Annotated in this window: 9 protein-coding genes; 3 read left to right on the top strand and 6 right to left on the bottom strand. The window is 64.7% G+C overall.

The window, feature by feature from the left end; all coding sequences use genetic code 11:
- Nucleotides 1-128 precede the first annotated feature (128 nt).
- Nucleotides 129-398: a transposase gene (locus AABB87_RS03875; protein WP_445944830.1), complete on the top strand. Its 270-nt coding sequence runs from the start codon at nt 129-131 to the stop codon at nt 396-398.
- A 242-nt stretch (nt 399-640) separates the two neighbouring features.
- Here the strand turns inward: AABB87_RS03875 and AABB87_RS03870 are convergent, their stop codons facing one another.
- The 6 genes from AABB87_RS03870 to kynB all read right to left on the bottom strand — a co-directional run bounded on the left by AABB87_RS03870 (nt 641) and on the right by kynB (nt 9110).
- Nucleotides 641-2449 (bottom strand): aminopeptidase P family protein, encoded by a 1809-nt coding sequence (locus AABB87_RS03870; protein ID WP_341969942.1) that lies wholly within the window; start codon nt 2447-2449, stop codon nt 641-643.
- Nucleotides 2450-2645: 196 nt separating this feature from the next.
- A complete protein-coding gene (locus tag AABB87_RS03865; RefSeq protein WP_341969940.1) occupies nt 2646-5297 on the bottom strand; it encodes an ATP-binding protein in 2652 nt (883 codons plus the stop codon).
- A complete protein-coding gene (locus tag AABB87_RS03860; RefSeq protein ID WP_341969938.1) occupies nt 5294-6118 on the bottom strand; it encodes a substrate-binding periplasmic protein in 825 nt (274 codons plus the stop codon). Before AABB87_RS03860 ends, AABB87_RS03865 begins: the two co-directional genes overlap by 4 nt.
- Nucleotides 6119-6234: 116 nt before the next feature.
- Nucleotides 6235-7137 (bottom strand): tryptophan 2,3-dioxygenase, encoded by a 903-nt coding sequence (kynA, locus tag AABB87_RS03855; protein ID WP_341969936.1) that lies wholly within the window; start codon nt 7135-7137, stop codon nt 6235-6237.
- Complete coding sequence (kynU, locus tag AABB87_RS03850; protein ID WP_341969935.1) at nt 7134-8444, bottom strand: kynureninase; 1311 nt, start codon at nt 8442-8444, stop codon at nt 7134-7136. Before kynU ends, kynA begins: the two co-directional genes overlap by 4 nt.
- 15 nt (nt 8445-8459) lie before the next feature.
- Nucleotides 8460-9110, bottom strand: a complete 651-nt coding sequence (gene kynB / locus AABB87_RS03845) for an arylformamidase (protein ID WP_341969934.1) — start codon at nt 9108-9110, stop codon at nt 8460-8462.
- A 193-nt stretch (nt 9111-9303) separates the two neighbouring features.
- On the opposite strand from kynB, the gene AABB87_RS03840 reads away from it, so the two are divergent.
- The gene (locus tag AABB87_RS03840) at nt 9304-11649 is read left to right on the top strand and encodes a bifunctional salicylyl-CoA 5-hydroxylase/oxidoreductase (RefSeq protein ID WP_341969932.1); all 2346 of its coding nucleotides are present in this window, start codon (nt 9304-9306) and stop codon (nt 11647-11649) included.
- Nucleotides 11646-12443: an SDR family NAD(P)-dependent oxidoreductase gene (locus AABB87_RS03835; protein ID WP_341969931.1), complete on the top strand. Its 798-nt coding sequence runs from the start codon at nt 11646-11648 to the stop codon at nt 12441-12443. Before AABB87_RS03840 ends, AABB87_RS03835 begins: the two co-directional genes overlap by 4 nt.
- Nucleotides 12444-12447: the final 4 nt, after the last annotated feature.

Raw genomic sequence — 12447 nt, 5'->3', positions numbered from 1 at the left:
GTCCTAGGGCATAGCATCGAGGTCATCGCATCGACCGTGCTGTAGTCGGCACCTAGCGGCCAAGGCCAGTGGCGGCTCGGCTCGCGCTTGAGCTTTTCGTGGCGCTGGAGCGCGAAGGCTAGCAACAAGTGACGACTGACAGGGAGAAACCTGACAAGGACGAACCTGACAAGGACAAACGGCCGCTCACGGCGGCGATGGCGGGCAAGCAGAAAAGTGCCGAGGGCCATGCCAAATACCGCAGGCTCAATGCCATCGTCGAACCACCCAATGCGTGGATCAAACAATCGCTGGGCTTTCGGCCATCCAGCTTACGGGGCACCGACAAGGCTCGCCCCGAGTTCAAGCTTGTCTGCGCGGCACTGAATCTGCGCCGCATGGCTGGCTTGAGGGCATGAGGGGCGCGAACAGCAGCCCCACCAGCCCAAAAGCAAAGGGAATTCAACCACCGACCTGCTCAGTCGAGCGATCGGCTCAACCCAAGGCCAGCGGCCGTCACTCTCGCAAAAAGCGTTGATCGGCCGCATGGGGGTAGCCTGAAATCGCTCTGCCGCGCAGACTGCGAGGGGCCGACTTGGCCAGCTGCCAGCCCCGCCGCAGAGGAGAGGGGCTAGCGTGAAGTGGCCTGCTCAGCGCGGCTTCAGATCGCCTCGGTACGCGCCATCAACCAATCCAGCGCCGCGCCGCTCACCAGCGGCTGCAGGCGCGCACGCACCTCGGCGTGATAGCTGTTCAGCCAAGCGCAGTCTTCGGCCGACATCAGGCTCATATCGATGCAGCGGGTGTCGATCGGGCACAGCGTCAGGGTCTCGAACGCCAGCATCTGGCCGAAGGCACCGTTCTCGCTGGTGGGCTTGGCGATATTGAGCACCAAGTTCTCGATCCGCACGCCCCACAGGCCCGGCCGGTAGTGGCCCGGCTCGATCGAGGTGATCATGCCTGGCTCCATCGCCATATTGGCGTCAGGAATGGCCTTGGAGATGCTTTGCGGGCCCTCGTGCACATTCATGAAATAGCCCACGCCGTGGCCGGTGCCGTGGCCATAGTCCAGGCCATGGGCCCACAGCGGCGCGCGCGCCAGCGCGTCCAGCATGGGGCTCAGCGTGCCTTGCGGGAAAACCGCGCGCGACAGGTTCAGCGTTCCCTTGAGCACCAAGGTGTAGTCGCGCTTTTGCGCGGCGCTGACCTGGCCGATGGGCCAGACCCGCGTGATGTCGGTGGTGCCGCCCAGATATTGCGCACCGGAGTCAATCAGCAGCAGGCCGTTGCCTTCGATCACCGCATGCGACTCGGCCGTGGCGCGGTAATGCGGCATGGCGCCGTTGGCATTGAAGCCGGCGATGGTGGGGAAGGACAGGCCGACAAAGCCGGGGCGCTTGGCGCGCGCGGCCGAGAGCTGCTCGTCGATGGTGATTTCGGTGATGCGCTCCTTGCCTTGGGCTTGTTCAAACCAGGCATAGAACTCGCACATCGCGGCGCCGTCCTGCGCCATGGCTTCGCGCACAAAGGCAGCGTCGGCTGCGCTCTTGCGGCTCTTGGCCAGGGTGCTGGGGTTGATGGCTTCACGCACCGTGGCGTGGGCCGGCACGGCTTCACGCAAGCCCAGGGTGACGCGCTTGGGGTCCATCAGCACGCGGGCGCCGGCGGGCAGGGCGGCCAGTGCCGGGGCAGCGTCGGCGTAAGCGGCCAGGCGCACGCCATCGGCGGCCAGGCGGGCTTGCAGCGCGGCGTCAATCTTGCCGGCACCCACAAACAGGGTCAGGTCTTGCTCGCTGAGCAGAGCGTGGGCCATGAAGACCGGGTTGTAGTCCACATCCGCGCCGCGCAGATTGAGCAGCCAAGCCACATCGTCCACGCTGGAAATGAAGTGATGGCTTTGGCCCAGCGCCGCCATGGCCGCGCGCACCTGCGCCAGCTTGTCGGCACGGCTGCTGGTGGCGTGTGGGGCCAGGTGTTCGTAGATGGGGGCCAGAGGCAGGCTGGCGCGCTCGGTCCAGACGGCGTCGATCAGGTCGACATCGGTGCGCAGTTGCAGGCCAGCCTTGGCCATGGCCGCGCGCAAGGTGTGGGCCAGGGCCAGGCTCAGCACCTGGCCGTCCACGGCCAGGGTTTGGCCGGGCTTGAGTTGGGCAATGATCCAGTCGATGAACTGGGGCGACATGGCGCTGGAGATTTTTTCCAGCGTGATGCTGGTGCCGGCCAGCTCAGCCTCGGCCTGGGTCCAGTAGCGGGTGTCGGCAAAGATGGCGGCGCGGTCCAGTGTCACCACCAGGGTGCCCATCGAGCCGGTGAAGCCCGACAGCCATTGCCGGCTCTGCCAGCGCTCGGGCAGGTACTCAGACAGATGCGGGTCGCTGGAAGGCACCAGCACGGCGTGCACGCCTTGCGATTTCATGGCATCGCGCAGCTTCTCGATGCGCAGCGTGATGGTGGATGTGCGGGAATCCATGGCAGCAAATCTCCAGCGATTTTGTGACGCCCACCGGCTGCCAACTGGGTTCAGTCAGCGAGGATGAGGCGGGGCTCGGGTCTGAGCCGTGAAAAAGATCGGCGGATTGTAGGCCGCCGTACAAAAGGCTTCTTGTGCATCGCCAGTGCCTCATCCGCGTGCCGCCCGTGCCGTGAAGGAGCGACTGGGCAGGCGTTCAGCAGGGCGGCAAGCGCAGCTCGAACAAAGCACCACCTTCGCGGTGATTGTGGGCGGTGATGCTGCCGCCATGTGCGTTCATGATCTTGCGGCAGATTGCCAGCCCTAAGCCAGTGCCGCCGCTGCCGCCGCTGCTGCCGGATGCATCCTTGCTCAGCGAGCCTTGGACGAAGGGCGCAAAAATGCTTTCCATCTCGGCCTCCGGGATGCCCGGGCCTTGATCACGCACGCTGATGCGCAGGCCCTGGGCGTCGCTGGAGGCTTTGAGTTCGATGCGGCTGTCCGCCGGGGAGAAGCGCAAGGCGTTGTCCAGCATATTGCGCAGCACTTGCTGCAGGCGGGCTGCGTCCACCGAGGCCATCAGGGGCTGCTCGGGCAACTGGGCCTGTAAATTGATCTTGCGTTCGGCAGCCAGCGACAGGTACTCGTTCAGCAGCTGGTCGATCAGGGGGCGGCAGTCTTGCTTGAGCAAGCTGAGATGTCCGACCGGGCTTTCCAGCCGAGACAGGTCGAGCAGATTGTTGACCAGCTCCAGCATGCGGTGCCCGGCGCTGAAAATGCGCTGGAACATGCCTTGTAGACGCGGGGACTCGTGGCTGCGTTCCTGCCCGAGCTCTGAGAAGCCGATGATGCTTTGCAGCGGCGCGCGCAGCTCATGGCTCATATTGGCGACGAATTCGGTCTTGATCCGGTTGGCCTGCTCGGCGGCGTCGCGGGCCTCGCGGATTTGCTCCTCCGCTTCGATGAAGCGGCTGATGTCTACCGCGCTGCCCACCACGCCGGCGACCTTGCCATGGCCGTCAGTGAACACGGTCTTGTGGGTCAGCAAGGTGCGTTGGGCATCATGGATCTCTTTGTGCTCGCTGCCGCCGTTGTTCAGCAGCCAGTTGTCGCGTTCCTCCACGGCGGTGGCAATGGACGGTGGCTTGAGTTCGCTGAAGCGACGCCCCATGGCAATGTTCTTGGCGATGCCGGTGATTTCGCTCCAGGCCTGATTGACCATCACATAGCGCAAGGAGGCATCTTTGGCATAGAGCGGGACGGGGCAGACATCGATCATGCGCGCGGTGAACTCGAGCTGGGCCTGCAGGCGGGTTCGGGCTTCTTCACGCTCGGTCACATCAATGGCGAAGCCAACATAGCCGGCCAGCTGGCCTTCGGTGTCTCGAAACGGGGTCACGCTGACTTCCAGTACCCGCTGGCGCCCGTTCTGCGCCAGCATGCGCAGGGCGATGGGCAGCTTGAGGAAGCCGCTGGCACTGCGGAACAGGTTGCGGACCTTGGCGAGGTCGCGCTCGTCGACCAGGGTTTCGAACGCTGCCCCCAGCACGGGCGCGCCATCCTTGCCGGCCAGGAAATTCGCGTGGTTGATGAATTGCAAAACGCCCTGGGTATCGGTGCGGAACATCAGCTCCTGCACGTTCTCGATCAGCAGGCTTTGCTCGCGCTCCCGGGCCGCCAGGCTGTGGTGCATTTGCGCCAACTCGATATGGGCTTGGTCATAAGCCGACAGGGCGCGCCAAGCGAAGATACCCAAGACCAGCATCAGGGCTAGGCTGCCGAGATAGGCCAGCAGCACGGCTTGCACCTCCGCTTGGACATGCGACCAGACCAGGCTTCGCGGCACCTCCACCATGACCACCCAGGGGTAGTTATGCGTCAGGCGGTAGCTGCCCAAACTGCTTTGGCCGAGCAGGCCCCGGTCTTTGTAATTGCCTTCTTCCTGGGTCGGCAGCTTTTGCTTGAACACCAGATGCTCGTTCACCAGGGTGCCGGTGTTGAGCTTCAGATCCTCGCTGCCGGCGATCAACTGGCCATTCAGGCCGACCAAGGCGGCGACATGGCCGCTACGGCCGAGCTGGCTATCGAACACATTCGCAAAGTAGTCGGGGTTGAGGGTGGCAACCATATAGCCGCGGGCGGCTTGCACACCCAGCTGCAGGCTCAGCGGCACGTAAAACGGCCCATGACTGCGGGCCGCGCTTGAACTAGCGCGCTGTTCGCCTTCCGCAAGTCGTGCCGGGTCAATCCGCTCACCCAGATCGCGCCCGGTCAGCAAGCGGCCCAAGCCGTCGGGGCGGCTGTGGATGGGCTGGGCAGAGCCTCGCAGCTGCGCCAGGGGCAGGCTGGCACCAATATTGGCCGGATTGCTGCTGGCCAGCACCATGCCTTGCGCATTGAGCAGCGAGAAGCTGCGCACAAAGGGTCGTGTGGCCAAGGCTTGATACAGCAATTGATTGCGCAGCTCCAAGCTGCGCGCGGCGCTCAAGGCCGGCGCTTTGGCTGGTGGGGCGGGCTTGTCATCGCCTTCATTGCCGTCCAGTTCGCGGGTCAGGCTGCGCAGGGTCAGCTCGGTAGCCGCCAAGGTCTGGTTGGTATGCCATTCCAGGCTTTTGGCGAAGAGTTCGGCCTGTTCCTGCTCGGCCAGCCGCTCTTGCGCGTAGCTCAGCCACAGCATGCCCATGGCCAGCACGCTCAGCAGAAGCGCCACCGCGGCCGTACCCCAAAGTGCCAGCGTGGCGTTCAGCCAACTGGGCAGGGGGCGCTTGAGTTTGGCTTGCAGAGTACCTTGGGCCGCAAAAGGCCTGGCGGTCCGGGCAGCAGGGCTTGGCTGCGCCGTTTGGCTTGGGTCAGGCGTGCCGGGGCTCAATGGCGCACCATGATTTCTGTGAGGCCGTTCTTGCCCGCAGCGGCGGCGAGGCGGCCATCGCGCTTGATGGCGCTGACGAACTGATTCAGGCGCTGCAGCCAGGCCTCGTCGCCCGGCTTTACCGCATAGGCGTAAGGCATGGCGGCCAGTGGCTTGGGCGGGCTCAGGCGCCGAATCCAGTCGGTATTGGCCAGCAGGTATTGGCTGAAGGGAAAGTCCACCATGAAGACATCGACCCGGCCCGACTCCAGTTCCAGCTCGTAGTTCTGTTCCATCTGCAGCGGCACCGACTGCGCCTGGCGTAGCCAGCCGGCCATGAGGGGCGCGATAAAGCTGGTGGCGGGCACGGCCACGCGCACGCCGGGCTGATCGATATCGGCCCAGGTCTTGACGACGCGGCTGCTGCGTGACACCAGGGCGTAGATGCCGCTTTGCAAATAAGCGGCGGAGAAATTCAGCTTGGCTTGCCGCTCGGGCGTGACGCCGATGCCGAACATGGCCACATCGCAGCGGTCTTGCCGAAGGTCATCGATCAGCCGGGTATAGGTCGTTTCGACAAATTCCAGCGTGACGCCCAGGTCTTGCGCAAAGGCTTTGGCCAGGTCGATATCGATGCCGCTGAGTTGCTGCGTTCGGGGGCTGCGGTAGCTGATGCTGTAGTAACCCGGCCAGATGCAGGCGCGCAGCTTGTGGGATTGCAGCACCCGCTGCATCACTTCGCCGGCTTGTACGGTGCCAGGCGTGAGCGCGCAGGCAAGGAGCAGGCCGCAACTCAAGCCGAGTTGGCTGACAAACTTGCGCCACGGGTCGCGTCGAACCATGTCCACAAACTCCTTGAGCCGAGATCGCTCGGCTCAAGGGTTTATAGCAGAAGGCAGGGCCTGCGCGTTGGGGTTTAGCTACCGAAAGCCGGCCAGGCAGGCGCTCTAGCGCTTGCTTAAAGCTCGGTGCGCAAGGCCCACAGCTCGGGGAAGAGCACCACATCCAGCATCTTGCGCAGATAGCCCACGCCCGAGGTGCCCCCGGTGCCGCGCTTGAAGCCGATGACACGCTCCACCGTGGTGACGTGGCGGAAGCGCCAAAGCCGGAAGGCGTCTTCCAGATCGACCAGCTCTTCACCCATCTGGTAGAGATCCCAATGCGCCTGAGGTTGGCGGTAGACCTCCAGCCAGGCCGCCTTGACGCCTTCGCTGGCGGCATAGGGCTGGGTCCAGTCGCGGTTCAAGGCTTCGGCCGGGACCTGAATGCCGCGCCGTGCCATCAGGCGCAGGGTCTCGTCATACAGCGAAGGCGCACGCCAGGCGGCTTCCACCCCGGCCAGCAAGTCGGGCCGGTGGGCGTGGGGCTTGAGCATGGCGGCATTCTTGTTGCCCAGCATGAACTCGATGCGGCGGTACTGCGCGCTTTGGAAGCCGCTGCTGTTGGAGAGATAGGGGCGGATGGCCGAGTACTCCGGCGGCGTCATCGTGGCCAGCACGTCCCAGGCATGCACCAGCTGCTCCATGATGCGCGAGACCCGGGCCAGCATCTTGAAGGATTCCGGCAGCTGGTCCGCCGCCAGCTTGGCCACGGCCGCCTCCATCTCGTGCAGCATCAGCTTCATCCACAGCTCCGAGGTCTGGTGCTGGACGATGAAGAGCATCTCGTTGTGCTCGGGCGAAAGCGGCTTCTGGGCGCCCAGAATCTGGTCCAGATGCAGATAGTCGCCGTAGCTCATATCTTTCGAGAAATCGAGCTGCGCGCCTTCTTGCTGGACGATTTGCTCGGTGTGGCCAGTCGTGCTTTGGGCGGGCTGGCTTTGGCTGTCTTGCGGGTCTTGCGGATGGTAGGGGCAGCTCATGTGACCTTGCCTTTCTGGGCGAAGCGGGGTTCTTGCCATTGCTGGGTGCTGAGCACCTCGCGCAGATGTTCGATCGCGTCAAACACATCGGTGAAGCCGATGTAGGCCGGCGTGAAGCCAAATCGCAAGATGTGCGGCACGGCGTCCAGGCGCTGCGGGTCGCCGGCGCGGAAGTCGCCGATCACGCCGCGCGCGATCAAGGCCTGCACCACGGCGTAGCCGGCATGCTCCAGTGGCGCGGCCAGGCTCAGGCACACCTGGCTGCCGCGCAGCTGGGCTTCGCGCGGCGAGGCCAGGCGCACGCCCAGCTCGCCGCAGCGCGCTTCGGCCAGTTCGATGAACAACTCGGTAAGTGCCACGGACTTGCTGCGCAGCGCCGCCATGCCGCCGAACTGCTCGGCAGCCAGCAAGGTGTCCACGCCGCATTCCAGTGCTGACATGGACAAGAGCGCGGGCGTACCGCAGACAAAGCGCTTGATGCCGGCAGCAGGCTGGTAGTCGGTGCTGAACTGGAAGGGCGCGGCATGTCCCAGCCAGCCGACCAAGGGCTGCTGCGCCTGATCGGCCCAGCGTGGGTTGACCCAGGCAAACGAGGGCGCGCCTGGGCCGCCGTTGAGGTATTTGTAGCCGCAGCCAATGGCGAAGTCGGCGTCCGCCGCGTTCAGGTCCACCGGCACCGCGCCGGCCGAATGCGCCAGATCCCACACTGCCAGGCCGCCCGCCGCATGGGTAGCGGCAGTCAGCGCGGCCATATCATGCTGGTAGCCGGTGCGGTAGTTCACATGCGTGAGCATCAGCACGGCCAGTTCCTGGTTCAACAGGGCGGGAATCTCCGCCACATCGTCGACCAGGTGCAGGCGGGCGCCGTGCTGCTGGGCCAGGCTTTGGGCGATGTAGAGGTCGGTAGGGAAGTTGCTGCGCTCGGACACGATCACCGTGCGCGCCGGGTCGGCCTGGCGCTGCAGGGTCAGCGCGGCGGACAGCACCTTGTATAGATTCAGCGAGGTGGAGTCGGCCACGATGGTCTCGCCGGGCTTGGCGCCGATCAGGCGGCCGATCTTGTTGCCGATGCGCTCGGGCAAGTCGATCCAGCCGGCATCATTCCAGCTCTTGATCAAGCCCTGACCCCATTCCTGGCTGATCACCTGCTGCACCCGGCCCAGCGTGGCGCGCGGCAGCACGCCCAGAGAGTTGCCGTCCAGGTAGATCACGCCGGCGGGCAGGTCAAACTGGTCTTTCAGCTCGCGCAAGGCGTCGGCTTGGTCCAGCGCCAGGCAGTCTTGCCGGCTGATGTTGGTCGCGTTCATGGGTCTTCCTTGTGGTCAAAGTTCGCGCAAGACGGCGCGCACCGGCGAGGCGCAGGCCCCGGCCAGTTTGAGGGGGAGGGCAATCAATTCGTAGTCGCCTTCGGCGACCTCGTCCAGCACCAGGTTCTCCAGCACCCGCAGATTCAGGGCCAGTAGTTGTTGGTGGCTGTCCAGGCTCTTGCTGCTGGCAGGGTCCACCGATGGCGTGTCCAGGCCAATCAGTTGCACACCTTGCGCGGCCAGCCAGGCCACGGTCTCGGGGGCAAAGGCGCTGAACTCGGGGTTCCATTGCGTATCGGCGCGCTCGCAGCAGCGCACCAGCACGCGTGCGGGCAGGTCTGCGGCTGCATGCTGCAAATGCTCGATGCGAATCAAAGGGCCGCAATCAATGGCGTGAATAACCCTGCATGGGCCCAGATAGGCCGCCAGATCCACCTCGGCCGCGCTGGCCGCGCCGTTTGCATAGTGCAGCGGTGCATCCGCATGCGCGCCCACATGGGGTGACATGGTGAGGGCGCTGAGATTGACCGGGCACTCGGGCGAGAGCCGGGCGGTCCAGCGCAGTGAGTAGGCTTCGTCGCCCGGGAAGATGGGTGATTGTGTCGACACCAGGGGCGAAATATCCCAGAGGCGTTGTGGCCTTGTTGGCGCTGCTGGTGTGGTCATCATTTCTCCCGTGGCTTGAACGGTCGGCACCTTAACAAGGCGTGGCGCGGCGTGGTGTCGGTTAATCCCAACAAGCAAGCAACAAGTGTGCGATGCATTTTCGCTGCGGGAAAGTCCCATGCACAAGCGCGATTAATTGATTGACACCTCAACTATCCATGCCTAAAGTGCGATCAACCCGAGGAGATTTGATATGCGCATTTGCTGCATTGGTGGAGGCCCGGCTGGCCTGTATTTCGCCCTGCTGATGAAGCAGCAAAACCCTAACCATCACATCACCGTGCTGGAGCGCAACAAGCCCGGCGACACCTTCGGCTGGGGCGTGGTGTTCTCTGACCAAACACTCGGCGCCATGCGGGCGGCCGACGCCAAAACGGCCGATGCGATTCTGCAGGCCTTCAACCATTGGGACGATATCGAGGTGCATGTTCAGGGGCGCACGATGCGCTCCGGCGGCCACGGCTTTTGCGGCATCGGCCGCATGCAATTGCTGCAGATCTTGCAGGCGCGCTGCGTGGAGCTGGGTGTGGATCTGCGCTTCGAGTCCGATGTGCCGGACGACGGCGAGATTGAGGCTGATCTCATCATCGCCGCCGACGGTCTGAACAGCCGCCTGCGCCAGAAATACGCCGCCACCTATCAGCCTGATATCGACCTGCGCCAATGCCGTTTTGTCTGGCTGGGCACCAGTCGCTTGTTCGAGGCTTTTACCTTCGATTTTCAGCAGACCGAATGGGGCTGGTTCCAGGCCCATGCTTACCGCTTTGACGAGCACACCTCGACCTTCATCGTCGAGGCGCCGGAATCAGTCTGGCAAGCTGCCGGCATCGAGGCCATGAGCAAGGAAGAGGGCATTGCCTTTTGCGAGCGCTTGTTTGCCAAGGTGCTGGACGGCCACTCGCTGCGCTCCAATGCCGCCCATCTGCGCGGCTCGGCCCAGTGGATACGCTTCCCGCGCGTGGTGTGCAAGCAGTGGGTGCATGTCAACGCCCAGGGCACGCCGGTGGTGTTGATGGGCGATGCGGCGCACACGGCGCATTTCTCCATTGGATCGGGTACCAAGCTAGCGCTGGAAGATGCGATTGCGCTGGCGCAAGACATCGCCGCTCATGAGTCTGATTTGCCCACCGCCTTGGCGCAGTATCAAGCCAGCCGCAGCATCGAGGTGTTGCGCATTCAAAATGCGGCGCGCAACTCCACCGAGTGGTTTGAGAACGTGGCCCGTCACGCGCACCTGGCCCCTGAGCAATTTGCCTATTCCTTGCTGACCCGCTCGCAACGCATCTCGCACGAGAACCTGCGCCAGCGTGATCCCGCCTATGTGCGTGGCTTTGAGCAATGGCTGGGTGAGCGGGCTGGCCTGGCGCCCGAACATGCGGCCGTGCCGCCCATGTTCACTCCCTTCACCTTGCGCGGCCTGACGCTGAAAAACCGCGTGGTGGTGTCGCCGATGGCGCAATACAGCTGCGTGGACGGCCTGCCCGGCGACTACCACCTGGCGCATTTGGGCGCACGCGCCCTGGGCGGCGCCGGCCTGGTGTTTGCCGAAATGACTTGCACATCCGCCGATGCCCGCATCACCCCCGGCTGCCCCGGCCTCTATACCGATGCGCAGGGCGAGGCCTGGGCGCGCATCGTCACATTCGTGCATCAGCACAGCAGCGCCAAGATTGCGATGCAGCTGGGCCATGCCGGACCCAAGGGCTCGACTCGTGTCGGTTGGGAGGGGACTGACCAGCCTCTCCTAGAGGGCAATTGGCCGCTGGTGTCGGCCTCCAGCCAGCAGTATCTGGCGGGCGTGAGCCAGACCGCGCGCGCCATCAGCCTGGCCGAGATGGCGCAGGTCAAGGCCGACTTCTGCGCCGCCACCCGCCGCGCTGCTGCGGCTGGTTTCGACTGGCTGGAGCTGCATTGCGCCCACGGCTATTTGCTCTCCAGCTTCATCTCGCCGCTGACGAATCAGCGCGAGGATGATTACGGCGGCAGCCTGGCCAATCGCCTGCGCTTCCCGCTCGAAGTGTTTGCGGCCATGCGGGCCTTGTGGCCGGCGGATCGGCCCATGTCGGTTCGCATCTCCGCGAATGACTGGGTGGCCGGTGGCACCACGCCCGAAGATGCGGTGGCAATCGCCGCAGCCTTCAAGGCCGCTGGGGCGGACCTGATCGATGTGTCCTCCGGCCAGGTCAGCAAGCAGGAAAGGCCGGTCTACGGCCGCATGTGGCAAACCCCTTTCGCCGAGAGCATTCGCAACCGCGTCGGCATCCCGACCATGGCGGTGGGCGGCATTTCCGAGGCCGATCATGTCAACAGCATCATCGCGGCCGGCCGGGCGGACCTTTGCGCCGTTGCCCGCCCGCATCTGGCCAACCCGGCCTGGACGCTGACAGAAGCCGCGCGCATCGGTTACACCGGCCCGGTTGGATTGGCCTGGCCGCAGCCCTACTTGGCGGGCAAGCAACAGCTGGAGCGCGAGTTTGAGCGCCAGCGCACCCAGGGCGCCGCCGCACAGGCGCAGGATTTGAAGGCGCTGGGCGTATGAGCAAGGAAGGAATTAGCGAGCTTGTTCTGCACGGCAAGCACGCCGTCGTCACCGGCGGCGGCAGCGGCATCGGGGCGGCCATCGCCCAGGCCTTGCTGGCTGCCGGCGCCAATGTCACCTTGATGGGCCGCAACCTGGAACGCTTGCAGGCGCAATTCGCTGCTTTGCAAGCTCCCGGCCGCTTGGCGCTGCAAACCGTGGATGTGAGCGAGGAGGCCAGCGTGCAGCAGGCCTTCGCTGCGCTGAGCCAAGGGGCCTTCGGGCCGGCGGCCATTTTGGTCAATAACGCCGGCCAGGTTCAAACCGCGCCTCTGCAACGCAGCAGCCTGGACTTGTGGCAGACCATGCTGGGTGTCAACCTGACCGGTACTTTTTTGTGCAGCCGCGAAGTCTTGCCGGCGATGCTGGAGCAGGGCTTCGGCCGCATCATCAATGTCGCCAGCACCGCGGCTTTGACGGGCTACCCCTATGTGGCGGCCTACTGTGCCGCCAAGCATGGCGTGCTGGGCTTAACCCGCGCCCTGGCCCTGGAAGTGGCCCAGCGCGGCATCACCGTCAATGCGGTGTGCCCGGGCTATACCGAAACCGACATCATCAGCCGGGCCGTCGACACCCTGGTGCAAAAGACCGGCCGCACGGCCGAGCAAGCCCTGGCCGGCTTCGCGGCCAGCAATCCGCAGGGGCGATTGGTGCAGCCGGCCGAAGTGGCCGATGCCGTGCTGTGGCTGGCCCGCCCGGCCGCTGGCGCCATGAATGGTCAGTCGATTGCCGTGTGCGGTGGGGAGCTGATGTGAGCAC

This window comes from Roseateles sp. PN1 (assembly GCF_038419725.1).
Classification (GTDB): domain Bacteria; phylum Pseudomonadota; class Gammaproteobacteria; order Burkholderiales; family Burkholderiaceae_C; genus Paucibacter_A.
Note: the sequence above shows the minus strand (reverse complement) of the source record. Positions and strands in the feature narration are given on the sequence as shown.

What these genes read in the sequence shown, in the direction of transcription:
- AABB87_RS03870 (WP_341969942.1), bottom strand. Translation starts at nt 2,449, where the DNA reads ATGGATTCCCGCACATCCACCATCACGCTGCGCATCGAGAAGCTGCGC.
- AABB87_RS03860 (WP_341969938.1), bottom strand. Translation starts at nt 6,118, where the DNA reads ATGGTTCGACGCGACCCGTGGCGCAAGTTTGTCAGCCAACTCGGCTTG.
- kynA (WP_341969936.1), bottom strand. Translation starts at nt 7,137, where the DNA reads ATGAGCTGCCCCTACCATCCGCAAGACCCGCAAGACAGCCAAAGCCAG.
- kynU (WP_341969935.1), bottom strand. Translation starts at nt 8,444, where the DNA reads ATGAACGCGACCAACATCAGCCGGCAAGACTGCCTGGCGCTGGACCAA.
- kynB (WP_341969934.1), bottom strand. Translation starts at nt 9,110, where the DNA reads ATGACCACACCAGCAGCGCCAACAAGGCCACAACGCCTCTGGGATATT.
- AABB87_RS03840 (WP_341969932.1), top strand. Translation starts at nt 9,304, where the DNA reads ATGCGCATTTGCTGCATTGGTGGAGGCCCGGCTGGCCTGTATTTCGCC.
- AABB87_RS03835 (WP_341969931.1), top strand. Translation starts at nt 11,646, where the DNA reads ATGAGCAAGGAAGGAATTAGCGAGCTTGTTCTGCACGGCAAGCACGCC.